The sequence below is a fragment of the Streptomyces sp. NBC_00328 genome (assembly GCF_036139655.1).
Classification (GTDB): Bacteria; Actinomycetota; Actinomycetes; order Streptomycetales; family Streptomycetaceae; genus Streptomyces.
Genome location: NZ_CP108013.1, coordinates 2,283,395 through 2,308,840 on the forward strand (window position 1 = coordinate 2,283,395; position 25,446 = coordinate 2,308,840).

Here is a 25,446-nt window from a genome sequence, read left to right on the forward strand (position 1 = left end):
CCCGGCGGCACGCGGGCCACCCTAGGACTGGGACGCTGCCCCCATGGCGCAGTCGGCACAGTTCACCGTTCCCGTTGACACGGTCGTCGCCCGTATGCGCGCCCTGGACGAGACCCTCCCCGAGCGTGACGGTCTCGCGGTCTTCAACCGCGTCTACCTCACGGTCACCGAGGAGTTCGACCGCCGTCTGGACGCCGGGGTGTTCCCCGACCGACGGGCCGCGCAGACACTGGACGTGCGGTTCGCGGAGCGCTATCTGACGGTGGCCGAGGAGGGCCGGGCGCCCGCCTGCTGGCGGCCGCTGCTGCGCTTCCGCCGCCATCCGGGGGTACGCCCCCTGCAGTTCGCGCTCGCGGGCATCAACGCGCACATCGGGCACGATCTCGCGCTCGCCGTGGTGGACAGCTGTCGTACGCTCGGCTGCGAACCGGCCGACCTGGAGGACGAGTTCGACCGCGTGGGCGATCTCCTCGTCTCGCTGGAGGAACGCATCCGCGAAGAGCTGATGCCGGGCCCCGACCTGCTCCAGATCGCCGATCCGCTCACCCATCTGCTCGGCTCCTGGAGTCTGGAGCGGGCTCGCGAGGCGACCTGGGCGGCGGCGCGCGCCCTGTGGGCGCTGCGCGGGATCCCCGACCTGGCCGAGGAGTTCGGCGACCGCCTCGACGCGGCGGTGGGCCTGGCCGGCCGGATGCTGCTCACTCCCCTGCGGGCCTGATCCGGCCACGCGCCGCGGTCCTCGCCGGAACGACCGGACGCTCACTGTACGTTGACACCTCGGCACACCCCGATGCGAAGGAGTACAGCTGTATGACGACGCGACTCGGCCTCGCCCTCCCGCAGATGAAGCAGTACGACCTCGGACGGGACGTGCCCGCCGTGGCACGCGCCGCGGAGGCCATCGGGTTCGACAGCCTGTGGGTCTTCGAGCGGGCCCTGTTCCCGGACCCGCCGACCCAAGGGCTGTACGGCGTCGAGGGACTGGCCTGGCCGGACTCCTACCGGGCCGTCGCCGACCCGCTGGTGACCCTGACCCTCGCGGCCGCGGCGACCGAGCGCGCCGAGCTCGGCACCAGCGTCCTGGTCGCTCCGCTGCACACGCCCTTCCAGCTCGCCAAGTCCCTCGCCTCCCTCGACGCGGCCAGCGGCGGCCGGGTCGTGGCGGGCCTCGGCACGGCTGGTCGCTCGACGAGTACTCGGCGGCCTCCGCGCGGCCCTTCGCGGAGCGCGGCGACGCCCTGGACGAGGTGATCGAGGTGTGCCGCGCGGTGTGGGGCCCCGACCCGGTGGTCTACGACGGCACCCTCACCAGGATCGCCTCGGCCGTCGTCGGCCCCAAGCCGGCCCGGCCGATCCCGATCCTGCTCGCCGGCAACACGGGCAAGGCGCGCCGCAGGCTCGTCGACCACGCGGACGGCTGGATGCCGATCGGCATGGGTGTCGACCGACTGACATCGCAGTGGCGTCAGTTGCAGGACCTGGCCGCCGAGCGCGGGCGCACCCGGCCGCTGCGGACCGTGCTGCGCACGAACCCTCGCTACACGCCCAAGCCGTACGCGGGTGACGACCGCCAGGCCTTCCAGGGTGACGTCGGGCAGATCGTGGCGGACCTGGTCGCCCACGCCGAGATCGGCCTCGACGAGATCTTCCTCGATCTCCAGAGCGGGATGCGGGACGCCGAGGAACTGAAGGAAGTGGCGGCCGAGGTGTACGAGGCGGCGCGGGCGGCCGGGGTGTGACCCGAACGCCCGCGCCCCCGGTCGAGGATCAGTCCTCGGGCAGCTCCACCGGCGCGATCTCGTCGTACACGTCGCCGGGCCCGGGGTTGGTCGGGTCGGTCGTCCCGCCGAGCTGGTGCATGACCCCCCAGACCGCGTTCAGCGCGGTCTGGACGGCGCCCTCGGCCCAGCCGGCCGTCCAGGAGATGTCGTCGCCGGCGAGGAAGATGCCCCGCTTGTCCTCGGGCAGCGACTCCTGCATGAAGTGCGTGAACAGGCGTCGCTGGTAGCGGTAGTGACCCGGCAGGTTGGCCTTGAACGCGCCCATGAAGTAGGGCTCGTTCTCCCAGGACACGGTCACCGGGTTGCCGATGACGTGCTTCCTGATGTCGACCTTCGGATAGATCTCGCCGAGCGACTTCAGCATGACCTCCATGCGCTCGCTCGCGGACAGCGGCAGCCACTTCAGGCTGTCGTCGCACCACGTGTACGAGAGGCAGATGACGGCGGGCTTGTCCGGGCCCTCGTCGAGGAGGTAGGTGCCGCGCGTCATACGGTCGGTGAGCGTCATCGACATGACGTCACGCCCCGTCTCCTCGTCCTTGTCCAGCCAGAACGGCCGGTCGACGGGCACGAAGAGCTTGGAGCTCTCCATGTAGTGCGTGCGCTCGATCGCCGTCCAGTGGTCGATCGGGAAGAGCGAGTCGTCGCAGGCGACCTTGGAGAGCAGCATCCAGGACTGGGCGGTGAAGATCGCCGCCTTGTACGTACGGATGTCGCCGTTCGCGTCCGTCACCGTGATGCCGTTGCCCGCGGTGCGGTTCAGCCGGGTCACGGCCGGACGCGGGGCGCCGTCGTGCAGCGTCGACAGCGAGGTGCCGTACGCCCAGTGCACGATCTTCTCCGGCTCGCGCTCCCACAGCCGCAGCGGGAGCTGCTGGGAGCCGCCGACGATGCCGCGGTGGTGGTCGTCGGCCTCGGTGTAGACGACCCGCAGGATCTCCAGGATGGAGTTCGGGAAGTCGGTGTCCCAGCCTCCGGTGCCGAAGCCGACCTGACCGAAGATCTCGCGGTGGCGGAAGGACTTGAAGGACTCCGAGTCGCACAGGAAGCCGTAGAAGGTCTGGTTGTCGAGCTTCTCGACGAGCTTCGACCAGATCTCCCGGATGCGCGGAACGTCGCGCTCCCGCATGGCCTGGTTCATGTCGGAGAAGTCGGCGCCGTCCTCCAGGCAGGCGTTCCAGGCGTTCATGACGTCGCGGTAGACCTGCGGGAGGTCGTCGACGGAGGTCGCGTAGTGCGACTCGCCCTTGAGGTCGACGACCGTCGAGGGCGTGGACTCGGCAAGGGGGTTGGGGAACGGGCGGGTCTGAAGGCCGACCAGGTCGATGTAGTGCTGGAGGGCGGTGGAGGAGGGCGGGAAGCGCATCGCGCCCATCTCGGCGGTCAGCGAGGGGTCGCAGCCCTCGAAGCCGACCGTACGCAGCCGGCCGCCGATCTCGTCGGCCTCGTACACGACGGGCTTGAGGCCCATCTTCATCAGCTCGTACGCGGCCACGATGCCGGACAGTCCGCCGCCGATCACCGCGATCTCGGTGCCGTGCTCGGTCGCGGGTATCTGCCCGAGGCCCGCGGGGTGCGCGAGGAAGTCGTCGTAGGCGTAGGGGAAGTCCGGGCCGAACATGGTGATCGGCGGCTGCTGCACGTCGGCGTGCTGGACGGCGTTGGGCACGGTGGACGTCATGGGGTACGGACTCCTTGCGCGGAAACTGGTGAGGGGAGGGCTTGCGTGACCGGCCGGGGACAGGCCGGGCGGGAGGTCAGACGAGGGACCCGTAGAGGCCGGGGCGGCGGTCCTTCAGATACGGGTTCGTCTCGCGCGAGGCGGCCAGGAGAACCGGGTCGGCGTCCGCCACGACCAGTTCCTCGCCGCGGCCGGCGCGGGCACGGGCGACGCCGTCGGGACCGGCCAGCGTGGACAGTCCGACGAACTCGAACTCCCCTTCCGGGCCGGTGCGGTTGACGTAGGCGACGTACATCTGGTTCTCGAACGCGCGCACCGGGACGACGGACTCGGCGACGAACTGGAACGGGTGCATCTGCGCGGTCGGCACGAGCAGCAGGTCGGTGCCGGCGAGAGCGTGCCCGCGGACGTTCTCCGGGAACTCGACGTCGTAGCAGATCATGAGGCCGACCCGCAGGCCGTTCAGTTCCGCCTGCACGACGGGCTGGTCGCCGGGTGTGAAGTGGTCGTGCTCGAAGCAGCCGAAGAGATGGGTCTTGCGGTAGTTCGCGAGCCGGGTGCCGTCCGCGGAGATCAGCTGCACGGAGTTGAAGACCCTCGCCCCGCCGTCGGCCCCGGGGACCTCGCTCCCGGACCGCGCGGACTCGCGCTCGGGGTAGCCGTAGGCGACGGCGACGCCGTGCCGGGTGGCGATCTCGGCCACCGCGTCGGCGGAGTCGCCGTCGGCGGGCTCGGCGAGGCGCGCTATGCCGTCGCCGATGGCGTAGCCGGTCAGGAACATCTCCGACGTCACGATCAGCCCGGCGCCCGCTGCGGCGGCACGACCCGCGGCCTCGTCGAGGACCTTGAGGTTCTCGACGACCGAGCCGGGGCGGCCGGAGCTCTGGAGCAGGGCTGTGCGCATACGGGTTCTCCACCGGTACGAGGGGGGTTTGGGGGCCACCTAGACGGTACGGTCGGCCGGATCGGGGGGACAAGAAGGACCCGTTGCGCGCCACTGAACGATTCGTTGCGTGCCCTCGGCCCCCGGCGGCGATTCGTTGCGCGCCCCGCCGCGCGCCCCGCGGTCAAGTCCCGAACGTCCTGAACCCCGGGAGACGCAGGTCACAGGCGGGGGCGGTCCCGGTGACGGGACGGACGCGGCCCGACGCCGGGACGAGGCCGCCGGGGCGGGATCCGCCGGCCCGGGATCCCGGCTCGGGGTCCCCGGGGCCGGGATCCCCGGCCCCGGGATGCCCTCCCGGCCGGGGTCACAGCTCGCGCAGCCGCTCAACGATCTCGCGGAGCAGCTCCGGGTCGGCCGCGGGAGCGCCGTCCGGCGGACGGTACGGCTCGTCGATGGTCAGCAGACCGGCCTCGGCCAGGTCGCCGAGCAGGACACGTACGACGGTCAGCGGCAGGTCGGCGTCCGCGGCGAGCTCGACGACCGGCCGGGGGCCGCGGCGGGCCAGGTCGAGCAGCGCGGCCGCCGCGTGGTCGAGACCGGGCCGCCCGGCGTCCGTCTCCAGGACCGTGACCCGCGACATCAGGTCGATGACGTGCCGCCGCGAGGGCCGGGTGCGGCCCCCGGTGACGGTGTAGGGCCGCACCATCGGCCCGGTCTCGTCCTCGTACCAGTGCTCGTCGGTCACAGCCGGATCAGTGGCCCGCGGGGTCGGCCGCCGAGCGTACGGCGGCGGCCATGTGGCGGCCGACGCGGCGGACGAGCAGTTCCATCTCGTGCGCGAGCTGGCCGACGTCCGTCTGGACCTCGCTCAGCACGGCGAGCCGGCTCCCGTCACCCGCCGGGGTGATGAAGAGGTAGGCGTCGTCGAGCATCACCATGGTCTGGCGCACCCCGCCCGCGGCGAAGCGCTCGCCCACCGAGAGGGCGAGGCTGTGGAAGCCCGAGCAGACCGCGGCGAGGTGTTCGATGTCCCGTCTGCGCATGCCGTCCGAGCAGCTCAGCGGGAGGCCGTCGGCGGTGAGGAGCACGGCCTGGCGGACGTGGTCGGTCCTGGCCACGAGATCGTCGAGCAGCCACCCGAGATCGGTGCCGGGCCGGTCGGCGTCGTCCCCGGACCCGAGGCCGCCGCCCGCCGGATCCGGGTGCCGGGCCTCCAGGGTCCGGACGGGGTGCTCTGGGAGCTGGTCAGGGCGCATCGTCGGCGTCCGTCCCTTCCTCTGTGTCGGTTCGCTGCGCGGGGCCGGACGGCGCGGAGCCGGGCCCGCCGGTGTCCGGCTCCGCGGGCAGTCCCTTGCGGCCTCGGTCGAGACCACGCTGGAAGGCTCCGAAGACCGCGCGCATCTCCTCCGGCGTGATCTCACGTTCCGGCGTCTCGTCGGCCACCGGTGCCGCGGTGCGCAGCTCCGGGGCCAGGGCCCGCTGACGGACCCGGGTGGGCAGCACGGGCGGCTCCGGGGCTTCCGGCGGCACGGAGCCGGCCTGCTGTTCCCCGGACGCCTTGCGCTGTGCCGGCAGGAGCGCGGTGGCGGTCCGGGTGGGAAGCGCCGCCGGAGCCGTGTCCGCCGCCAGGAGCGTGGTCTCCACCGGTGCGAGGACGGCCTCGGGGAGCAGCACCACCGCCGTCGTACCGCCGTACGGGGAGCGGCACAGCGTGACCTTGATGCCGTGCCGTGCGGCGAGCCGGCCCACGACGTACAGGCCGAGCCGGTCGTGCCGGGTCGGGTCGAAGTCCTCCGGTGTGGTGAGGGTGCGGTGGGCCTCGTCGATCTGGTCGGGTTCGAGGCCGAGACCCCGGTCGTCGATCTCCAGGACGAACCCGCTCCCGGCCCGCCCGGTGCGCAGGGTGACCTGGGTGCGGGGCGGCGAGAACACGGTGGCGTTCTCGACGAGTTCGGCGATGAGATGGACGACGTCGGCGACGGCGTCCGCCGCGACGCCCACCTCGGGCATCGGGGGGACCACGACACGCGTGTACTGCTCGATCTCGCTCACCGCGGAGGACACCACCTCGGCGACGGGCACCGGCCGTCGCCAACGGCGGCCCGGGGCCGAGCCGGAGAGGATGATGAGGCTCTCCGCGTGGCGCCGCATGCGGGTGGTGAGGTGATCGATCCGGAACAGGTCGTCCAGGACGTCGGGGTCGTCGGTACGGCGCTCCAGCGTGTCGACCAGCTTGAGCTGGCGGTGGACGAGCGCCTGGTTGCGGCGGGCGATGTTCAGGAGCACCGCGAACAGCCCGCGGCGCAGGGTGGCTTGCTTGACGGCGGCCTCGACGGCGGCGAGCCGGGCGGTGTTGAAGGACCGGCCGACCTGGCCGATCTCGTCGGCCACCGCCTCCACGTCCGCCAGCGGCGGCGCCTCGGCGGCCGCGTCGACCTCCTCACCAGCTCCCAACCGTTCCATGACCTGAGGCAGTTGGCGGTTGGTCAGCAGGTCGGCGGCGTCGCGCAGCGACTCCAGACGGCGCGAGATGCGCCGGGCGCCGCGCACCGCGAACCAGAGGGACAGTCCGACGGCTGCCAGTCCGAGCACACCGACGATCGCCGCCTTGGTCAGCTCCCGGTAGGCGAACGCCCGCCCGCGGGCGGCGGAGTTGATCGCGGACTGGGTGCACAGCCGCATGTACCGCTTGACGGCACGGTCGCTGGTGGTGCGCCAGGTGCCGGCCGCGACGGCCTCGCCCGCCTGCCGCGCGCCCGCCCGCAGCAGGGCGTCCTCGCCCCGGGTCAGTTCCCGGTGCAGGTCGTCGCGCTGGAAGGTCTCGAAGAGGGCGCGCGAGTCGGCCGGCAGGTCGGGCACGTAGGTCTGCTCGAAGACCCGGCGGTCCTCGATGGTCGCGGTGAGGGTGTCGTACTGGCGGTCGGTGAGCGTGCCGGCGGCCCGTGCCCCGGCGACGAGCGCGTCCTCGCGCGACACGAACTCCCGTACCCGCACCAGTTCGACGACGACCTGGGCCTCACGGGCCAGTTGTCCCGCCTGGAGCGCCGTGAGCGCGGACTGGACGTCGAAGGACGGTTCCACCAGGGTGCTGTATTCGGCCACGGCCCGGTCCCAGGTGACGGTGTGTGCCAGCACCCGGCCGCGCAGCCCCTCCAGCCCGTCGACGGAGTGCAGCAGGGCGTCGAGCGCCCGGCGCTGCTGTCCGGAGAGGCTGCCGCGGTCCCCGTCCCTGACCGCCGCGCGCAGGGCGGTCACGGCGCGGTCGGTGCGGCGTTCCTGTGCCAGCAGGTCGACGCCCGCCGTCGTCCCGCGCTTCGCGCCCAGGTACGCGGCGGCGAGGCGGCGTTCGATCTGGATCTGGCCGATCGCCGTGTCGGCCGGGGTGCCGAAGGTGTTGTAGACGTCCTGCAGACGGACGAGTGCGCGCAGATCGCCGGTGACGGACACCATGGCGAAACTCCACAGCGTCATGAGGGCGATCACCGGAGCGATCGAGAGGGCCACGATCCGCGAACGGACCGTGGGCGTACGGCCGAAGGGCCAGCGCATGGTCTCCCCAGGACGACGGGACGGTCGGGTGGCCGGGTGACGTGTGGTGACCCGTGTGTTACTCGCGGGTAGCGGGCGCGCGGCTCAAACTAGTCGATGTCGCGCCCGGACCGCAATGGTCCGGACTGACTGAGCGTTCAACGCGCGCTGCGCGCCGTCACCGGATCCGTCCCGTCAGTCGCCCCTCGGCACGGTGAAGACGGTGACGACCGCCGCGTGATCCGAGGGCCAGTCGTTGCCCGCGACATCCGGCCAGGGCCGCGGATCACCGCTGACCAGGGTGCGGGAGTCGAGGACGGTCAGGCCCCGGTGCAGGACGAAGTCGATCCGGTCCTGCGGCTCCGGGCGCCCGCTGCCGTCCTCGTGTTCGGCGTGGACGGGCGACCAGGTGTGTCCCGGCTCCCGTACCGGGTCGGGGTGGGCCTCCCGGTAGGAGTCGCGCAGGCCCGCCTCCTCGGCGGCCCGTGTCACCGGCCAGGCGACATCGGGCCGGTCCAGGTGCGAGGGCGCGTTGAAGTCACCGGTCAGGACGACCGGCACGGACTCGTCGCGGGTGTCGGCGACCCCCCGAAGGATCTCCCGCATCCGGGCGAGCCGGCCGCTCTCGTGCGCGATCAGTCCGGCCGCCGGGAGCCCGTCGAAGCGGGCCTCGTAGGGACCGTACGGGGCACAGTCGAGGTGGACGCTCCAGACGTCCACCCGCTGCCCGCCGTCCAGTTCGATCCGGACCCCGGTTCCCCCGTAGAAGCCGACGTCCGGGTCGCCGAGCACGGAGGTGATCGGGTGGCGGCTGATGACGCCGAGGTTGTCGCCCGCCCGGTGGTGGTACCAGCCGAGGGCGTCGGCGAGTTCGCGGGCCGCGTCCCCGTACGTCTCCTGGAGACCGACCACGTCCACGCCGGTCTCCGTGATGACCTTGAGCTGCTTCTCGCGGTACCCGTCGACCCTGGTGCCGCCGAACCAGAGGTTCCAGCTCATCACCCGCAGCTCACCCGGGGCGACCATGGCCCGCAGCCGGGCCGGGGAGACGCCTTCCAGGCTGCCGAGCACGGTCCGGCCCGCCGCGGGCTCGATCGGCGCGAGCGAGGGCACCGCGAGGACGGCACAGCCGGCCGACTCGGCCGAGGTGACACCGGTCTGGGTGTCCTCGACGGCGACGCAGGCCGCGGGGTCGACACCGAGGGCGCGGCAGGCGGCGAGGTAGGGGTCGGGGGCGGGCTTGGTGCGCCCGGTGTCGTCGGCGGTGACGGAAACGGCGAAGTGTCCGGTGCCGAGTGCCTCCAGCACGGTGTCGGCGACCGCGCGCGGGGAGGCGGTCACGAGGGCGGTGGGCACGCGTTCGCGGGCGAGCGCCCGGAGCAGTTCCCTCGCCCCGGGGCGCGGCACGACGCCCGTACGGACCCGGTCCGCGAACTGCCGGTGCAGTTCGACGGCGGTCTCCTCTGCCGGCGCTCCGGTGACACCGGCCAGCCATGCGGCGGTGTGCTCGACGGGCCGTCCGAGGACATGCGGCTGATCGGCCGCCGTCAGTACGTGCCCGAGCCCGCCGGCCACCTCCTCCACCGCCTCCCACCACAGCCGCTCGGTGTCCACGAGCGTGCCGTCCATGTCGAACAGAACGGCCTGGAGGGGAGGTCGGGCGGTGGTGCGACGGGTCACGGTGATCTCTTTCATCGGTGGGGGGATCGAGCGTGGTGCGGTGGCCCCGCCCCGGGGGTCGGGGGACCGCCTGCCGCCCCGGGGCCGGGGCGGAATCCCGGCCACAGGCACCGGGGCGGCACGTGCGGCCGGCGGCGGGGGTCGGGTTCAGGGGTCAAGGGTCGGGGCAAGGGTCGGGGTCGGGAGCCGGGGCCAGTAGCCAGAGGCGCGAAGCCGGAGGCCGGGGCTGGAAGCCGCTGCCGGGGCCAAGAGCCAGGCCGGAAGCCGGAGGCCCTGAGCCGAGGATCGGGCCGAGGCCGAGAGCCGTGAGCCCGAGGCCGGAAACCAAGAGCCGTGCTGGAAGCCAAGGCCGGGAGCCGGAGCCAAAGGCCGGTACCCGGAAGCCGCTGGCCGCTGGCCGCTGGCCCGGGAGGGTACCCGTGGTCCGGGGCGGCACCGGGTGTGCCTCAGCTCGTGCGCTCGGCGACCAGGACCGGACGGTCCGGCAGGGTGACGGTCACGGCGGCGCCCGACGCGAGCGTCGCGGCCTCGTGCGTGGGCAGGTCGGCCTTGACCTCGGTGCCGTCGGCGAGCCGCACGGTCACCCGGGTGGCCGCGCCGAGGAACGCGGTGGCCACGACCCGTGCGTCACCCGCGTCGTCGGCGCTCACCCGGACCGCCTCGGGGCGTACCAGCACATCCACCTCCCCCGGTGCGGGCGCGTCCCCGTCCACCGGCAGCCGTCGGCCGAGCACCTCGACCCGGTCGCCGTCGAGGGTCCCCGGGATCCGGCTCATCGTGCCCACGAACTCGGCGACGAAGGCGGTGGCGGGACGCCCGTACAAGTCGGCGGGCGACGCGCACTGTTCGAGCCGTCCGGCCCGCATCACCGCGACCCGGTCCGCCATGGACAACGCCTCTTCCTGGTCGTGGGTCACGAACAGGGTGGTGATGCCGAGTTCGAGCTGGAGCCGGCGGATCTCCTCGCGCAGCGAAAGCCGCACCTTGGCGTCCAGCGCCGACAGCGGCTCGTCGAGCAGCAGGACACGGGGCCGCAGGGCGAGCGCGCGGGCCAGGGCGACCCGCTGCTGCTGGCCGCCGGAAAGCTGGTGCGGGAACCGCCCGCCCTTGTCCCCGAGGCCCACCAGATCGAGCAACTCGGCCGCACGGGAACGCCGTTCGGCCGTACGCACCTTGCGCATCCGCAGTCCGAAGGCCACGTTGTCCAGTGCGTTCAGATGCGGGAAGAGGCTGTACGACTGGAAGACCATCCCCGCGTCGCGCCGGTGCGCCGGAACCCGGGTGATGTCCTCGCCGTCGACCAGCACCTCGCCGGAGTCGGGGTGTTCGAAGCCGGCGAGCATGCGCAGCGCGGTGGTCTTGCCGCAGCCGGAGGGACCGAGCAGGGCGAGCAGTTCACCGGGCCGGACGGTGAGGTCGAGGCCGTCGAGAGCGACGGTCGGGCCGAACTCCCGCCGGAGCCCCCGGAATTCGACGGTGGCGGCCTTGTCGAGCGTGGCGACGGTCATGTTCATCCCCGGGAGGCGGAAGCGGTACGGGAGCGGCCGCCGAGGACGGCGAGCGCGAGGAGGAGTGCCCAGGTGAGGAACAGGCTGAGCACGGAGACGGCGACGGACATCTGGGCCTGGGAGCCGCCGACGCTGTAGATCCACACGGCGAAGGGCTGATAGCCGAGCAGGGCGGCGACCGTGAACTCGCCCAGCACCAGGGCCAGGGTGAGGAAGGAGGCGTTGAGCAGCGCGCCGCGCAGATTGGGCAGCACCGCGCGCACGAGTGCCTGCGGCATGCTCGCGCCGCAGCTCCGGGCCGCCTCGACGAGCGTGCGCACGTCGACGGCGCGCAGTCCCGCGTCCAGGGCCCGGTACACGAACGGCAGCGCCATCACGACGTACGCGAGGACGAGGACGACCGGGAAGCCGGGATCCTGGATCGCCACGAACGTCTGGAACAGCGGAGTGCGCGAGAGGTGTTCGGGTCCCCACTTGAGGACGGTGGAGATACCGGCGACGAACGCGATCGGCGGCACGACGAGCGGCAGGGAGCAGACCACCTCGACGACCGGCCGCAGCCGGGGCGAGCCGAGCCGCAGCGCGACCGTGGCGGGCACCATCAGGAGCAGCACCACGGCGATGGTCACGGCGGCGAGTTCCAGCGAGAGCAGCAGGCTGGAGACGAATCCGTCGGCGGACACGATCGAGCGGTAGGCGTCGAAGGTGACGCCCTGTCCCGGCACGTCGACCGTGAAGATCACGGACGCGGCCATGGGCACCAGGAAGTACAGCGCGGCGAGGGCGAGGACGGCCCAGCGCCACAGGTTCAGGCGAGCCATCGCGCGCTCCGTCGTTGCAGGGGCAGGTACACGGCCATGACCAGGCCCGCGATGAGGACCATGTCGAGGCTGAGGGCGAGCGCCACGTTCTCCTGGCCGACCAGCACGTTGCCGGAGATCGCGTCGGCGATCTGCAGGGTGACCAGCGGCACCGCACTGCCCACCATGGCGGCGGCGGTGGCGTACGCGGCGAAGGCGCTGCCGAAGAGGAGCACGAGCCCGCCGAGGAGCGAGGGCGCGAGGACGGGCAGGGCCACGTGCCGCCAGTACTGGACGGAGGTCGCGCCGTTGTTCCGCGCCGCCTCACGCCACTGGGGGCGCAGGCCGTCGAGGGCGGGCGTGATGGTGAGAACCATGAGCGGGATCAGGAAGTACAGGTAGACGACCACCAGGCCCCAGAAGCTGTAGAGGTTCCAGCCCTTGTCGGTGAGGCTCAAGTGCCGTGTCAGTACACCGGAGTTGCCGAGGGTGGCGACGAAGGCGAAGGCCAGCGGGACACCGCCGAAGTTCGCGAGGACCCCGGAGGCGGTGAGCACGGCCTCGCGCAGCGCGCGGAAGCGGGAGGTGACCACAGCCTGGGCGAGCGGCAGTCCGAGGACGGTCGCGAGGCCCGCGGAGACGGCGGACAGCTTGACGCTGCCGATCAGGGCGGTCAGGTACGCGCCCTGGAACGAACCGGTCAGGTTGGCCGTGGTGTACGAACTGGCGCCGGTGGCCTGGTCCTTGACGGTGAACGCGCCGTTGAGCATGGCGAGCGCGGGGACGCCGAAGGAGATCGCCACGAAGACGAGCAGCGGGAGGACGGCGAGCGGGCCGGTGGCGCGGCGGCGCCGCCGCTGCCGGTGGGCAGCGGCGGGCGCCACGTCGGCCGGGGCCTCGGTGAGGGCGGTGGTCATCCGGAGACGGCCTTGCCCCAGCCCTGGGCGAGCACGGTCTTGGCCTTGCTCTGCTGGGCCTCGGTCGGGAAGCTCGGGGTGCCCGAGACCGCGGGGAGCTTGGCGGCGGCGGTCTTGTCGAGCGTGCCGGCCTTCTCCAGCGCGGTCATCAGGGCCGGGCGGGCGTATCCCTTGAGCCAGAGGTTCTGGCCCTCGGCGCTGTACAGGTACTCCTGCCACAGGCGGGCGGCCGCCGGGTGCGGGGCGTCCTTGTTGATGGCCTGGGAGTAGAACATGGCGTACTGGCCGTCGGAGGGGATGGCGACCTTCCAGTCGACGCCCTTGGACTTGAACTCGTCGGCGTATCCGGCGTTCAGGTAGTCCCAGTCGATGCTGATGGGCGTCTCGCCCTTCTCGACGGTGGCCGGGGTCGACTCGACGGGCGTGTAGTTGCCGTTCTTCTTCAGCTGGGCGAAGAAGTCGAGGCCGGGCTGGATGTCGTCGAAGGAGCCGCCGTCGGCCAGGGAGGCGGCGTACACGCCACCGAAGGCGGAACCGGACTTGGTGGGGTTGCCGTTGAGCGCGACCTGGCCCTTGTACTGCGGCTTGAGCAGGTCCTTGAAGGTCGTCGGGCACTCCTTGACCTTCTTGGCGTCGCAGCCGATGGAGATGTAGCCGCCGTAGTCGTTGAACCAGCGGCCCGCGGTGTCCTTCTGCCCCTCGGGGAGGTCGCCGAAGGCGGTCACCTTGTAGGGGGCGAGCAGCCCCTGCTGGGCCGCGCTCAGAGCGAAGGAGCTGCCGAGGTCGAGGACGTCGGGGGCGCGGTCCTGGCCCTTGCGCGAGGTGACGGCGTTGATCTCGTCCTGGCTGGAGCCGTCGGGGCTCTCGACCTGGATCTTGATGCCGTACTTCTTGGTGAAGCCGTCGATGAGAGCGCCGTAGTTGGCCCAGTCGCGGGGAAGGGCGATCGCGTGCAGCGTGCCCTCCTTCTTCGCGGCCTTGACCAGGGCGTCGAGACCGCCGAAGTCCGCGGCGGAGGTCGCGGTGGCCGCGCTCTTGCCGTCGGCGGTGGCCGCCTTGTCGTCGGGAGCGGCGCCGCAGGCGCTCAGGGTGAGTGCTGCGGCGACGGCGAGGCCGCCGGTGAGGAGGGCGGTCCTCGGCAGGAACACGGTCACGGTCTCTCCAGGGTGACGCACGAGGGTGGGATGAAGCGAAAAACTTGTCTGAACAAGTTGGCCCCAGTAGGCCCGCCGCCGGTGTCCTGTTCATGAACGTCGGTGAAACCACAGCCCCCTATTCCCTGCATAGTTCCGGCCACCGCGGATCACGGTCCGACGTCGATTAGGCTGATCAGACTGTGCACAGCGGTCGAACCCGAGGGGAAGAATGACGGCGCGACACGAGGAGATCGCCGAGGAGCTGCGGCGGGCGATCGACCGCGAGGAGTACACCGTGGGCAGTCTGCTGCCGGCGGAGACGGACCTCGCGGCCCACTACGGCGTCGCGCGCGGCACGGTCCGCCAGGCCGTCGCGGCCCTGACCGCCGAGGGCCTCATCGGGTCGCGCCAGGGCGCCCGGCGCGTGGTCCTGGCCGGCCGTCGCAGCCAGAGCTTCGCCGAACTGCGCAGCTTCGCCCAGTGGGCGCGGGCGATGGGGCGCGAGGCGACGGGGCACGTGGTGGCCCAGGAGTACCGTCCGGCGACGGCTGAGGACGTCGTCCGCCTCCAGCTCCAGGAGGGGACGCCGGTGTTGCACGTGCTGCGGGTCCGGGGACTGGACGGCGAACCGGTGCTGCTGGAGCGCACGGTGTACGCGGACTGGATCTCCCCCGCCGTCGCGGCGATCGAGCCGGAGTGCCCGTCCGTCACCCAGCGGCTCCTCGAGGACACCGGCCTGGTCTTCGCGTACGGCGAGCACGTCATCGACGCCGTCGCGGCGAGCGCCCAGGACGCCGACCTCCTCGGAGTCCGCCGCACCAGTCCCCTGCTGCGCGTCCGCCGGGTCACCACCACCCGCGAGGGCCGCCCGGTGGAGTGGTCCGACGACCGCTACCGCTCGGACGCCGTGAGCTTCAGCGTGCACAACTCCATCGGCAACAACGCCCTGGCCAGGAAGACGGCCGAGTAGAGGCCCCCTGGGCCGAGGGGGCCTCGTCACGCGGGCCGCCGGGAGCGCCCCGTCAGGGGCGCGGGGAACTGCGCGCCCAGCCACGACGGGCCCGCGGCCGCGCAGAGGCACAGCCCCACCCCCTGCGGCGCACCTGCGGTTATGGGGGCGCCGACTAAGTAGGCGACCCCGAGGAAAACCTTCGCAGCAGCGGCGACAGCACGAGCACGGACTTCGTCCGCTCCACGAACGGCTCCCCCGCGATCCGTTCGAGCACCCGCTCGAAGTGCCGCATGTCGGAGGCGAACACCTGCACCACCGCGTCCGCCTCCCCGGTGACGGTGGAGGCGGCCACGACTTCCTGGTACCGCTCCAGACCGCGCTGGATGGTCTCCGGCGAGGTGTTCCGGCGGCAGTAGATCTCGACGAAACCCTCCGTCTCCCAGCCGAGCGCCGCCGGGTCCACCCGTACGGTGAACCCGGTGATGGCCCCGGTGGCCCGCAGCCGGTCGACCCTCCGCTTCACGGCGGGGGCGGACAGGCCGACCAGTTGCCCGATGTCCGCGTAGGAGCGACGGGCGTCCTCGGCGAGGGCGTGCACGATGCGTTCGTCGAGATCGTTCAGCACTGCGGGTGGTTCACTTTTCTGCGAGGGGTTCCTGCGACGGTTCTACGGCTGCTCGGCGACGGCTTCCGCGGTCGCCATCCGGGACCGGCGGTAGCCGTAACTGAAGTAGAACACGAGCCCGACGGCCATCCAGACCCCGAAGACCGCCCAGGTGACGGCGGAGAGACTGGCCATCATCCACACGCACAGCAGGAAGCCGATCCCGGGCAGCACCGGCGCGAGCGGAACCCGGAACGTACGGCGCATGGCCGGGCGCGTCCGGCGCAGTATCACGACGGCGACGTTGACCAGCGCGAAGGCGAACAGCGTGCCGATGCTGGTGGCGTCGGCGAGCTGGCCGAGCGGGATCGCGGCGGCGAGGACGCCGCAGAACAGCGACACGATGACCGTGTTGGCGCGGGGCGTGCCGGTCTTCGGGTGCACCCGGGCGAACACCTTGGGCACCAGGCCGTCCCGGGCCATCGCGAAGAGGATGCGGGTCTGGCCGTAGAGCACGGTCAGCACGACACTGGCGATGGCGATGACGGCGCAGGCCGCCAGGAGGGTGCCCCAGAAGGTCTGCCCGGTGACGTCCTTCATGATCCCGGCGAGCGCGGCCTCCGAGTCGTTGAACTGCCGCCAGGGCTTCGCGCCGACGGCGACCGCGGCGACGAGGACGTACAGGGCGGTCACGATGACCAGCGAGAGCATGATCGCGCGCGGCAGGTCGCGCTGCGGGTCCTTGGCCTCCTCACCGGCGGTGGAGGCGGCGTCGAAGCCGATGTAGGAGAAGAACAGGGTGGCGCCGGCGGCGCTGACGCCCGCCATGCCGAGCGGCATGAAGTGCTCGTAGTTGCCCGAGCGCAGACCCTGGACGCCGATCGCGCAGAACAGCACGAGCGCGGCGATCTTCACGGCCACCATGATCGTGTTGGCCCGCGCCGACTCGCGCGCTCCGCCGAGCAGGAACGCCATCGCGAGCAGGACGACGATGAGCGCGGGCAGGTTGAAGATGCCCCCGTCACCGGGCGGCGCGGACAGCGCGTCCGGGATGGTGACGCCGATGGTGCCGTCGAGCAGCTCGTTCAGGTACTCGCCCCAGCCGACCGCGACGGCCGCGACCGAGACGCCGTACTCCAGGACCAGGCACCAGCCGCAGATCCAGGCGATGAGCTCGCCCATCGTTGCGTACGCGTACGAGTACGAGGATCCGGCGACCGGGATGGTGCCGGCGAGCTCGGCGTAGGAGAGGGCGGAGAAGAGGGCCGTGAGGCCGGCGATGACGAAGGACAGGGTGACCGCGGGCCCGGCCTTGGGGACGGCCTCGCCGAGGACCACGAAGATGCCGGTGCCGAGCGTGGCACCGATGCTGATCATGGTGAGCTGCCACAGGCCGAGGGAGCGCCGCAGCGAGCCCCCTTCACCGTGTCCGCCCTCCTCCACCAGGCGTTCCACCGGCTTGCGGCGCATGAGACGCGCGCCGACACCCGGGGCGGGCGGGGCTGACGTGGGTGGGGACTGCGGGGGTGCGCCTTGGTCGAGCACGCGCTGGCTCCTTCATCGCTGCCGGTCGAAGAGGACGGGAACCGGCGGCACCCCTGACAGCCGGGACCCGCCGAGCGGGGTCCCCGCCACGCCTGTGTACAGCGCTCGACCCTATGAGTTCGGGCTTCCCGGGCGTAATGCAGCAACCTTGCGCATCTCCGCAAGATCGTTGCGTTCATCCCATCCCGGCGTACGTTCGTTGCGCGGGCCTTTTCGATGGTTGCGCGAGGCGACTTCCGGCCCGCGCGTGGGAGCTCTCCCACGCGTGCGGCCCCCGCTCCCGGCAGGGGAACAGGGGCCGTACGGGAACTGCGGCGGATCAGCTCCAGCTGGCGTGCAGCGGCTGGCCCTCGGCGTAGCCGGCCGCGCTCTGGATGCCGACGATCGCGTTCTCGGCGAACTCCTCCAGGGAGTTGGCGCCCGCGTAGGTGCAGGAGGAACGGACGCCCGCGATGATCGAGTCGATCAGGTCCTCGACGCCCGGACGGGACGGGTCGAGGAACATCCGCGAGGTGGAGATGCCCTCCTCGAACAGCGCCTTGCGGGCCCGGTCGTACGCGGACTCCTCGCTGGTGCGGTTCTTGACGGCCCGCGCGGACGCCATGCCGAACGACTCCTTGTACAGGCGTCCGCCGGCGTCCTGGTGAAGGTCGCCCGGGGACTCGTACGTGCCGGCGAACCACGAGCCGATCATGACGTTGGACGCACCGGCGGCCAGCGCCATCGCGACGTCACGGGGGTGACGGACACCGCCGTCGGCCCACACGTGCTTGCCGTACTTCTTCGCCTCGGCCGCGCACTCCAGGACCGCGGAGAACTGCGGCCGGCCGACGCCGGTCATCATGCGGGTGGTGCACATGGCACCCGGGCCCACACCGACCTTGATGATGTCGGCACCCGCGTCGATGAGGTCCTTGACGCCCTCGGCGGCGACGATGTTGCCCGCGACGATCGGCACCTGCGGATCCAGCGCGCGCACCGTCCTGACGGCGCTGAGCATCGACTCCTGGTGGCCGTGCGCCGTGTCGATGACGAGCGTGTCGACGCCCGCGTCGAGCAGCTGCTTGGCCTTGCCCTCCACATCGCCGTTGATACCGACGGCGGCGGCGATGCGCAGCCTGCCGTTCGCGTCGGTGGCCGGCGAGTACAGCGTGGCGCGCAGAGCGCCCTTGCGGGTGAGGATGCCGGCCAGCTTGCCGTCCGCGTCCACGGCGGGGGCGTAGCGGCGGTTGGCGTTGTCGAGACGGTTGAACGCCTCGCGCGGCTCGATGTCCGCGTCGAGGAGCAGCAGGTCCTTGGACATGACCTCGGACAGCTGGCTGAAGCGGTCCACGCCGGTGAGGTCGGTGTCGGTGACCACACCGACGGGGCGGCCCTCGTCGTCGACGACGACGCCCGCGTTGTGCGCGCGCTTGGGCAGCAGCGCCAGCGCGTCGGCGACGGTCTGGTGGGGCGCGAGGACGATCGGGGTGTCGAGCACCAGGTGGCGTCCCTTGACCCAGGAGACGACCTCGGTGATGACCTCGATCGGGATGTCCTGCGGAATGACGACAAGGCCACCGCGGCGGGCGACGGTCTCGGCCATCCGGCGGCCGGCGATCGCCGTCATGTTGGCGACGACGAGCGGGATGGTGGTGCCGGTGCCGTCGGGAGAGGTGAGGTCCACTCCCTGACGCGAGCCCACGGCGGAGCGGCTGGGCACCATGAAGACGTCGTCGTACGTCAGGTCGTACGGGGGCTGGATGTCGTTGAGGAAACGCACGTGCTGCACATCCCAGTCGATCAGAGGTGGCCCCCGGACAGGTCAGCCAGGGGGAAGAGCACGTACCTCATTGTCCCATGACAGCCGGTATGCGGTCCCCGGGCGGATCATCCAGGCTGGTCAGGGGGCAGCTGGTCGGATCCTCCAAGGGAGAGGACGACCGCGAGCGCCGCGTCGGAGGCCTCGTAGTGACCGGAGGCCGCCGCCAGCACCCCCTGCACGGTCTCCCACTCGTCGGGCCGTGCTCTCGCGTAGGGGCGCCAGCCGGTCACCACGATCAGTCTGCCCGGACTGGCCGGGCCCCAGTCGGGGTCGCCCAGGACGTCGCCGAGCGCGTCCCAGTTCCGCCCGAACCACTCCGGCAGGCCGAGGTCGCGGACGCAGCGCGCCATGAAGGCGCCCTTGTCGAGGACCCCGGTGAGGTCGAGTTCGGTGACCTGCCACCCGGCCGAACGGCATACCGCCGCGAGCGGACCGTGCGTCATCTCAGCACCGCCTTGAAGGAGTTGTAGTGATCGTCGGTGTAGAAGATCTCCCCGCCCCGCCCCGTGACGATGCGCCGGGCCCCGCGGTCGCGCTCGCCCGGGGTCCGCACCGTGTACTCGTGGTAGTAGCCCCTGGCGTGCCCCGGCAGCTCCCGCTCGAAGTTGCCGAAGACGGCGCCGTCCTTGGCGTACGGGAAGGGGCCGCCCCGGTCGATGAGGGCGAGGGTCTCCCGCGCCTCGGCGGGGAGCGCGGCCGCGGAAACGGCCGGCAGGCCGCCGGCCCAGGACGGGACCGCCGTGGGACGGCTCGCGACGGTGGCCGCCGGGTCTCGCGGACCGGCCGTGCCCGTCGGCGAGCAGCCCGCCAGCAGGACCGTCAGACAGACCAGCAGGCCGGCGAACAGACGGCCCGTGAACGCGCGAGGGGACGGCCGCAGCGGCATGTCGTAGATGCTGCCACGGCCGTCCCCTCGCGGCGCGCGCTGTGTGCTGTCCTCAGACCCCGTCCGGGTCCGCCCGGTTCAGCGCCGGACGCGGCGGCGGGCCCGCCGTCATCAGCGCGTCCGCGGCCGCGGTGTCCGTGACCAGGCTGGTGACGAGCCCGGACCGCAGTACCGCGTCGATGGCGGCCGCCTTGCGGTGCCCACCCGCTATGGCGACGACCTCGGGGATACGGCGCAGCCGGTCGGCCTCGACCGTGATGCAGCGCTCGCCCAGGTCACGCCCGACCCGACGGCCCTCGGCGTCGAAGAGGTGCGCGGACATCTCGGCGGCGACACCGAGCGACGCGTAGTGCGCGCGCTCCTCGTCGCTGAGCATGTCGTGCACCGTGGAGATGCCGGGCTCCCAGGAGCCGATGGAGACGCAGGCCACCGTCACCTTGTCGAAGTACTCGAAGGCGCGGGCGATCCCCGTCTGGTTGCGCAGCGCCGCCGCGGTGGCCGCGTCGGGCAGGAGCATCGGCGCGTAGATGGGGTGGGCGTCGCCGCCCGACACCTGCGCGGCACGCCGTACCGCCTCGACGGAGCCGCGTTCGGCGGTCCCGGCGTCGTACACCCCCGTCAGCTGCACCACGGTGCAGGGCGGCAGCCGGTCCAGGGCCGCCGCCATGTGGATGGTGGAGCGGCCCCAGGCGAGGCCGAGCACATCGCCCTCGTTGACGAGCTCGCCGAGCAGGTCGGCGGCCACCTCACCGAGGTTCTCCGGGTCGGGCGACTCCTCGGCCTCCGCCGGGGACTCGACGACCACGGCGTGCCGCAGGCCGTAGCGGGCGCGCAGCGCGTCCGAGCGCTCCGCGTCCAGCTCGGCGGGGACGCGGATCTCGATCCTCACGAGATCCCGTTCGAGAGCGGTCTCCAGGACCCGGGCCACCTTGAAGCGGCTGACGCCGAACTCCTCGGCGATCTGGATCTTGGATTTGCCCTCGAGGTAGAAGCGGCGGGCCATGGCCGCCGCCTGGACCAGCTCAGCGGGTCCCATCCGCATGGCTGACCGGCCCGCCGACATACCCGACACGGCGATCTCCTCACTTCTGTTCACACTCTGGATTCGCCGTTCATCCTTGCAGATCCGGCGCACTTGATCCGCCCTGATGGGCGGCGTTCACGTTCCCTTGGCTCAGTGGCCGCACGCCCATGACGCACGGGCCGTCGCCTCCTCGGCCTGGGTGCGCAGTGCACGTACCGCCTGAGCGGGGTCCGCGGCCCCGTACACCGCCGAACCGGCGACGAACACATCGGCTCCCGCCTCCGCGCACCGCTCGATGGTCGAGGCCGACACGCCACCGTCGACCTGGAGCCACAGTTCCAGGCCGTGCTTGCTGATCAACTCGCGCGTACGGCGGATCTTGGGGAGCATGATGTCAAGAAAAGCCTGGCCCCCGAATCCGGGCTCGACCGTCATGATGAGCAGCATGTCGAGCTCGGGCAGCAGATCCTCGTACGGCTCGATGGGGGTCGCGGGCTTGAGCGCCATCGAGGCACGGGCTCCCTTGGCCCGGATCTCGCGGGCGAGCCGGACGGGCGCGGCGGCGGCCTCCACATGGAAGGTGACGGAGCCGGCACCGGCTTCCACGTACTGGGGCGCCCACCGATCGGCGTCCTCGATCATCAGATGGCAGTCCAGCGGAGTGTCCGTCGCACGGGCCAAAGACTCTACGACCGGTACCCCGAGGGTGAGGTTCGGTACGAAATGGTTGTCCATGACGTCGACATGGAGCCAGTCCGCGCCTTCCACCGCCTTTGCCTCCTCGGCAAGACGGGCGAAGTCGGCGGACAGGATGCTGGGGTTGATCTGCGCGGCCATGCCCCAAGACTGCCATGCCCCGGGCCCGTTGCCCGCCCCGGTCCGGACCTGGATCGTCCCGCGGACACCGTACGAGGGTCCGCCGTGCCATGCTGGACGGCCCAGCGGCGCTCCGTCCGGTCTCGGGGGTGGGCATGAAGCGGCTCGACGTCTGGAAGCGCGGCACCATCGGAGTCGTGTGCGGCCGGCGGTCCAAGTGGCTGGTCCTGGCCCTGTGGCTGCTGATCCTGCTCTTCGTGGCACCGCTCGGAGCGAAGCTGAGCGACGCCCAGGACAACGACGCCCAGTCCTGGCTGCCCGGCTCGGCCGAGTCCACCCAGGTCCTCGACATCTCCAACGGGTTCAGGCCCGAGCAGATACCCGCGGTCGTCGTCTACGCGCGCCCGGACGGTCTGACGGTGCAGGACCGGCGGCAGATCGCCGAGGACGTCCAGCAGGTGAAGACGCTGCGGGAACACGGCATCCGCGGCGCGGAGACCCGGGGACCGGTCTTCGACCGGCAGCCGGACCCGCGCGCGGCGCAGATCTACGTCCCCATCACCATGGACGCGGCGGGCTGGCAGCGGATCGCCCCCGCCGTCGACTCCATCCGTGACCAGGTCGGCAAGGGCGGCGGCGGGCTCTCGGTGCACATCACCGGGCCCGGGGGTACGGCCGCCGACTCCTCCAAGGCCTTCGAGGGCATCGACTCGACGCTGCTCTTCGCCGCGATGACCGTCGTCATCGTGATGCTGCTGATCACCTTCCGCAGCCCGATCCTGCTGTTCGTCCCCCTGCTCGGCGTGGTCGTCGCCCTGTTCACGGCGCAGGCGCTGATCTATCTGCTGGCGAAACACGCCGGTCTGACCGTCAACGGCCAGAGCGCGGGCATTCTCACCGTGCTCGTGTTCGGCGCGGGGACCGACTACGCGCTGCTGCTGGTCGCCCGCTACCGCGAGGAACTGCGCCGTCACGAGGACCGGCACGAGGCGATGACACTCGCCATGAACCGGGCGGGGCCCGCCGTCCTCGCGTCGGGCGCCACGGTCGTGCTGAGCATGCTGGTGCTCCTGGTCGCCGAGATGAACTCGACGCGGGGCCTCGGCCCGGTCGCGGCGATCGGCGTGGCCGTTGCCCTGCTCGCCATGCTCACGCTCTTCCCCGCCCTGCTGCTGGTCTTCGGACGCTGGATCTTCTGGCCGGCCGTCCCGCACCTCGGCTCGGCCGATCCGACCAGGAGCGGCGTCTGGGCGCACATGGGCCGGCGGATCGCCCGCCGCCCCCGGACGTTCTGGGTGGCCACGGCGCTGGCGCTCGGGCTGCTGTCCCTCGGCCTGATCCAGCTGCGGGCCGCGGGCATCCCCAACGCCGACCAGTTCACCGGGAAACCGGACTCGATCGTCGGCCAGGAGGTGTCGGCGCGCTACTTCCCCGCGGGCGACGGGGATCCCCTGGTCATCGTGTCCAACACGGCGCAGGGCAGACAGGTCGGCGAGGCCGTGGCGGCGGATCCGGGCGTGGTGCCGGCGAGCATCGGTGTGCCCCCCGGCACCGCGCCGGTGCACGACGGAAAGGTGCTGTTCGAGGCGACCACCCGCGCCCCGGCCGACAGCGCGGCGGCGAAGGACACCGTGGAGCGGGTGCGCGACGCGGTGCACGCCGTACCCGGGGCCGACGCGAAGGTGGGCGGCGGCTCGGCGGCCCTGCTGGACATGGAGAACGCCCAGACGCACGACAACTACCTGGTCATCCCGCTCGTCCTGGTGGTGGTCCTGCTGGTCCTGAGCGTCCTGCTGCGCGCGCTGGTCGCTCCGCTCCTGCTGATCGGGACCGTGGTGCTGTCGCTGGCCACCGCCCTCGGTGTGAGCGCGCTGGCGTTCCGGCACGTCTTCGACTACGCGGGCGAGGACGTGGCGTTCCCGCTGTTCGTCTTCGTGTTCCTGGTGGCGCTCGGCATCGACTACAACATCTTCCTGACCACCCGTATCCGCGAGGAGGCCGGCCGCCACGGCACCCGGCAGGGGGTGGTGACGGGCCTCGCCACCACCGGGGCGGTGATCACCTCGGCCGGCCTGGTTCTCGCGGGCACGTTCGCGGCACTGGGCACCCTGCCGATCGTCGGGTTCGCGGAGATCGGCTTCGCGGTCGCCCTCGGCGTGCTCCTGGACACCTTCGTGGTGCGCTCGGTGCTGGTCACCTCGCTCTTCCTCGATGTCGGCCCGAAGGTGTGGTGGCCGAACCGGCTCGCCCACGAGGACGGCGGCTCCCGGCACCCGGACACCCCGGCCCCGGAGCAGTCCGGGGAGCTCGCGGCGTCCCCGGGGCCCGCGGGACCCCAGGACACCGGGGACCCGGACGACTCCACGAGACCCGTCCGGCCGCCCGACTGACGGGACGCACCGGAACGCGGGCCGATGGCCCGGAGCGACCCGGACGACGGACCTGGGAGCGTCGGGTCAGGCGGTTCGGCGGATCAGGGCCAGGTACATCGCGTCCGTCCCGTGCAGGTGCGGCCACAGCTGGATGTCCGGCCGGTCCCCGAGCGCGGGCACGCCGGGCAGCAGCGGGCGGGCGTCGAGCAGTTCGGCGGAGCCGTCCTCGAAGTGCTTGAGGACGTCGTCGACCACCGCGCGGGTCTCGGCGAGGTGCGGCGAGCAGGTCGCGTAGCCGACGACACCGCCGACCCGCACCGATGCGAGCGCCGTGCGCAGCAGTCCGCGCTGGAGCGGCCCGAAGCCGTCGAGGTCCTCGGGGCGACGCCGCCAGCGGGCCTCGGGACGGCGGCGGAGCGCGCCCAGGCCCGTGCAGGGCACGTCCATGAGCACCCGGTCGAAGGTGCCGGGCCGCCACGGCGGGCGGGTGCCGTCGGCGGCGATGACCTGGTAGGGGCCGGGATTCCCGGCGAGTGCCTTGGCGACGAGCCCCGCGCGGTGCGGCTGCTTCTCGGAGGCGAGCAGCGTCGCTCCCCGCTGGGCGGCGAGGCCGGCCAGCATCGCGGCCTTGCCGCCGGGCCCGGCGCACCCGTCCAGCCAGGCCCGGTCGGGGCCGTCGAGCGGCGCGTTCGCCAGGGCGATCGCCACCAGCTGGCTGCCCTCGTCCTGGACACCCGCACGGCCCTCCCGTACGGCGTCGATGGCGCCCGGCTCACCGCCCTCGGTGAGCCGCACGGCGTACGGGGACCAGCGCCCGGGAAGCGCCGAGTCCTCGTCGAGGGCGTCGAGGAGTTCCCCGGCGGTGGAGCGTCCGGGCCGGGCGACCAGGGTCACCTCGGGCCGCTCGTTGTCGGCCTCCAGCAGGTCCTCGATGCCGGCCCGGCCGCCGCCGAGGGAGTCCCAGAGCGCGGAGACGACCCAGCGCGGGTGCGAGTGCACGACGGCGAGGTGGTCCTCGGCGTCCTCGTCGTAGGGCGGCGCGACCTGTTCCAGCCAGGCGTCGAGGTCCTGCCGCGCGACCTTGCGCAGCACGGCGTTCACGAACTTGGCCCGCCCGTCGCCGAGCACCACCCGGGCCAGCTCGACCGAGGCGGAGACGGCCGCGTGCGTGGGGATGCGGGTGCCGAGCAGCTGATGGACCCCGAGGCTGAGCACATCGAGGACCGGCGGGTCGACCTCCCGCAGCGGGCGGTCGACACAGGCCGAGATGACGGCGTCGTACGTCCCCTGGCGGCGCAGCGTGCCGTACACCAGCTCGGTGGCGAGCGCGGCGTCCCGTGCGTCGAAGTCCTCCTTCTGCCTCGCCTTGCGCAGCAGCGGAGGCAGGACGAGGTTCGCGTACGCGTCCCGCTCGTCCACGGCCCGCAGCGCCTCGAAGGCGAGCATGCGGACCGGGTCCTTCTGGGGGCGGCGGTAGGGCTTGCCGGGCTTCTGCGGCCGACGGGGCTGCTCACTCACGAAAAAGG

At 72.2% G+C, this 25,446-nt stretch carries 21 protein-coding genes and 1 pseudogene; 4 read left to right on the plus strand and 18 right to left on the minus strand.

Going from position 1 to position 25,446, the window contains the following annotated elements:
• Nucleotides 1–43 precede the first annotated feature (43 nt).
• Together OG485_RS09925 and OG485_RS09930 are read left to right on the plus strand one after the other, a co-directional pair.
• Nucleotides 44–718, plus strand: a complete 675-nt coding sequence (locus OG485_RS09925; protein WP_328666840.1) for a DUF5995 family protein — start codon at nucleotides 44–46, stop codon at nucleotides 716–718.
• 92 nt (nucleotides 719–810) lie between these two features.
• Nucleotides 811–1,739, plus strand: a pseudogene (locus tag OG485_RS09930) (LLM class F420-dependent oxidoreductase).
• Nucleotides 1,740–1,767: 28 nt separating this feature from the next.
• On the opposite strand, the gene OG485_RS09935 reads toward OG485_RS09930, so the two are convergent.
• From OG485_RS09935 to OG485_RS09980, 10 genes are all read right to left on the minus strand, one after another.
• Entirely contained in the window at nucleotides 1,768–3,462 is a 1,695-nt protein-coding gene (locus OG485_RS09935) for a flavin monoamine oxidase family protein (protein ID WP_328666842.1), read from the minus strand.
• Between the two features lie 76 nt (nucleotides 3,463–3,538).
• A complete protein-coding gene (locus tag OG485_RS09940; protein ID WP_328666845.1) occupies nucleotides 3,539–4,366 on the minus strand; it encodes a carbon-nitrogen hydrolase family protein in 828 nt (275 codons plus the stop codon).
• Nucleotides 4,367–4,712: 346 nt separating this feature from the next.
• The gene (locus OG485_RS09945) at nucleotides 4,713–5,054 is read right to left on the minus strand and encodes a DUF742 domain-containing protein (RefSeq protein ID WP_326791038.1); all 342 of its coding nucleotides are present in this window, start codon (nucleotides 5,052–5,054) and stop codon (nucleotides 4,713–4,715) included.
• A gap of 46 nt (nucleotides 5,055–5,100) precedes the next feature.
• Entirely contained in the window at nucleotides 5,101–5,604 is a 504-nt protein-coding gene (locus OG485_RS09950) for a roadblock/LC7 domain-containing protein (protein ID WP_328666846.1), read from the minus strand.
• On the minus strand, nucleotides 5,594–7,897 hold the full coding sequence (locus OG485_RS09955; protein ID WP_328666848.1) for a sensor histidine kinase: 2,304 nt from the start codon (nucleotides 7,895–7,897) through the stop codon (nucleotides 5,594–5,596). Before OG485_RS09955 ends, OG485_RS09950 begins: the two co-directional genes overlap by 11 nt.
• 174 nt (nucleotides 7,898–8,071) lie before the next feature.
• Entirely contained in the window at nucleotides 8,072–9,556 is a 1,485-nt protein-coding gene (locus OG485_RS09960; protein ID WP_328666851.1) for an HAD-IA family hydrolase, read from the minus strand.
• 446 nt (nucleotides 9,557–10,002) lie between these two features.
• Nucleotides 10,003–11,064, minus strand: coding sequence for an ABC transporter ATP-binding protein (locus OG485_RS09965; protein WP_328666853.1), 1,062 nt, complete (start codon nucleotides 11,062–11,064; stop codon nucleotides 10,003–10,005).
• Between the two features lie 2 nt (nucleotides 11,065–11,066).
• Nucleotides 11,067–11,885, minus strand: coding sequence for an ABC transporter permease (locus tag OG485_RS09970; protein ID WP_328666855.1), 819 nt, complete (start codon nucleotides 11,883–11,885; stop codon nucleotides 11,067–11,069).
• Nucleotides 11,873–12,781: an ABC transporter permease gene (locus OG485_RS09975; protein WP_328666856.1), complete on the minus strand. Its 909-nt coding sequence runs from the start codon at nucleotides 12,779–12,781 to the stop codon at nucleotides 11,873–11,875. Before OG485_RS09975 ends, OG485_RS09970 begins: the two co-directional genes overlap by 13 nt.
• On the minus strand, nucleotides 12,778–13,935 hold the full coding sequence (locus tag OG485_RS09980; RefSeq protein ID WP_328666858.1) for an ABC transporter substrate-binding protein: 1,158 nt from the start codon (nucleotides 13,933–13,935) through the stop codon (nucleotides 12,778–12,780). The genes OG485_RS09975 and OG485_RS09980 overlap by 4 nt, the downstream gene beginning before the upstream one ends.
• Nucleotides 13,936–14,146: 211 nt before the next feature.
• Between OG485_RS09980 and OG485_RS09985 the strand changes: the two genes are divergently transcribed.
• Entirely contained in the window at nucleotides 14,147–14,887 is a 741-nt protein-coding gene (locus OG485_RS09985; RefSeq protein WP_328666861.1) for a GntR family transcriptional regulator, read from the plus strand.
• A 154-nt stretch (nucleotides 14,888–15,041) separates the two neighbouring features.
• Here OG485_RS09985 and OG485_RS09990 read toward each other — a convergent pair whose 3' ends face one another.
• The 7 genes from OG485_RS09990 to rpe form a co-directional block, all read right to left on the minus strand.
• On the minus strand, nucleotides 15,042–15,494 hold the full coding sequence (locus tag OG485_RS09990; protein WP_015661832.1) for an Lrp/AsnC family transcriptional regulator: 453 nt from the start codon (nucleotides 15,492–15,494) through the stop codon (nucleotides 15,042–15,044).
• Nucleotides 15,495–15,536: 42 nt separating this feature from the next.
• The gene (locus OG485_RS09995; protein WP_328666881.1) at nucleotides 15,537–17,018 is read right to left on the minus strand and encodes an amino acid permease; all 1,482 of its coding nucleotides are present in this window, start codon (nucleotides 17,016–17,018) and stop codon (nucleotides 15,537–15,539) included.
• Between the two features lie 319 nt (nucleotides 17,019–17,337).
• Nucleotides 17,338–18,780 carry a GuaB1 family IMP dehydrogenase-related protein gene (locus tag OG485_RS10000; RefSeq protein ID WP_328674296.1) on the minus strand — a complete coding sequence of 481 codons (1,443 nt, stop codon included), beginning with the start codon at nucleotides 18,778–18,780 and terminating at the stop codon, nucleotides 17,338–17,340.
• 107 nt (nucleotides 18,781–18,887) lie between these two features.
• The gene (locus OG485_RS10005; protein WP_328666883.1) at nucleotides 18,888–19,265 is read right to left on the minus strand and encodes a barstar family protein; all 378 of its coding nucleotides are present in this window, start codon (nucleotides 19,263–19,265) and stop codon (nucleotides 18,888–18,890) included.
• Entirely contained in the window at nucleotides 19,262–19,708 is a 447-nt protein-coding gene (locus tag OG485_RS10010; RefSeq protein ID WP_328666885.1) for a ribonuclease domain-containing protein, read from the minus strand. Before OG485_RS10010 ends, OG485_RS10005 begins: the two co-directional genes overlap by 4 nt.
• A 52-nt stretch (nucleotides 19,709–19,760) precedes the next feature.
• Entirely contained in the window at nucleotides 19,761–20,804 is a 1,044-nt protein-coding gene (locus OG485_RS10015; RefSeq protein WP_328666887.1) for a sugar-binding transcriptional regulator, read from the minus strand.
• 78 nt (nucleotides 20,805–20,882) lie between these two features.
• Nucleotides 20,883–21,569: a ribulose-phosphate 3-epimerase gene (gene rpe / locus OG485_RS10020; protein WP_328666889.1), complete on the minus strand. Its 687-nt coding sequence runs from the start codon at nucleotides 21,567–21,569 to the stop codon at nucleotides 20,883–20,885.
• Nucleotides 21,570–21,703: 134 nt separating this feature from the next.
• On the opposite strand from rpe, the gene OG485_RS10025 reads away from it, so the two are divergent.
• The gene (locus tag OG485_RS10025; RefSeq protein WP_328674297.1) at nucleotides 21,704–23,938 is read left to right on the plus strand and encodes an MMPL family transporter; all 2,235 of its coding nucleotides are present in this window, start codon (nucleotides 21,704–21,706) and stop codon (nucleotides 23,936–23,938) included.
• A gap of 66 nt (nucleotides 23,939–24,004) precedes the next feature.
• On the opposite strand, the gene OG485_RS10030 is transcribed toward OG485_RS10025, so the two are convergent.
• The gene (locus OG485_RS10030; RefSeq protein ID WP_328666892.1) at nucleotides 24,005–25,438 is read right to left on the minus strand and encodes an RsmB/NOP family class I SAM-dependent RNA methyltransferase; all 1,434 of its coding nucleotides are present in this window, start codon (nucleotides 25,436–25,438) and stop codon (nucleotides 24,005–24,007) included.
• Nucleotides 25,439–25,446: the final 8 nt, after the last annotated feature.

Coding starts and splice junctions, on each gene's coding strand:
- OG485_RS09925 (WP_328666840.1), top strand. CDS start 44: ATGGCGCAGTCGGCACAGTTCACCGTTCCCGTTGACACGGTCGTCGCC.
- OG485_RS09935 (WP_328666842.1), bottom strand. CDS start 3,462: ATGACGTCCACCGTGCCCAACGCCGTCCAGCACGCCGACGTGCAGCAG.
- OG485_RS09940 (WP_328666845.1), bottom strand. CDS start 4,366: ATGCGCACAGCCCTGCTCCAGAGCTCCGGCCGCCCCGGCTCGGTCGTC.
- OG485_RS09945 (WP_326791038.1), bottom strand. CDS start 5,054: ATGGTGCGGCCCTACACCGTCACCGGGGGCCGCACCCGGCCCTCGCGG.
- OG485_RS09950 (WP_328666846.1), bottom strand. CDS start 5,604: ATGCGCCCTGACCAGCTCCCAGAGCACCCCGTCCGGACCCTGGAGGCC.
- OG485_RS09955 (WP_328666848.1), bottom strand. CDS start 7,897: ATGCGCTGGCCCTTCGGCCGTACGCCCACGGTCCGTTCGCGGATCGTG.
- OG485_RS09965 (WP_328666853.1), bottom strand. CDS start 11,064: ATGACCGTCGCCACGCTCGACAAGGCCGCCACCGTCGAATTCCGGGGG.
- OG485_RS09970 (WP_328666855.1), bottom strand. CDS start 11,885: ATGGCTCGCCTGAACCTGTGGCGCTGGGCCGTCCTCGCCCTCGCCGCG.
- OG485_RS09975 (WP_328666856.1), bottom strand. CDS start 12,781: ATGACCACCGCCCTCACCGAGGCCCCGGCCGACGTGGCGCCCGCCGCT.
- OG485_RS09985 (WP_328666861.1), top strand. CDS start 14,147: ATGACGGCGCGACACGAGGAGATCGCCGAGGAGCTGCGGCGGGCGATC.
- OG485_RS10005 (WP_328666883.1), bottom strand. CDS start 19,265: ATGACGCACGGTCCGCTCGCGGCGGTATGCCGTTCGGCCGGGTGGCAG.
- OG485_RS10010 (WP_328666885.1), bottom strand. CDS start 19,708: ATGCCGCTGCGGCCGTCCCCTCGCGCGTTCACGGGCCGTCTGTTCGCC.
- rpe (WP_328666889.1), bottom strand. CDS start 21,569: ATGGCCGCGCAGATCAACCCCAGCATCCTGTCCGCCGACTTCGCCCGT.
- OG485_RS10025 (WP_328674297.1), top strand. CDS start 21,704: ATGAAGCGGCTCGACGTCTGGAAGCGCGGCACCATCGGAGTCGTGTGC.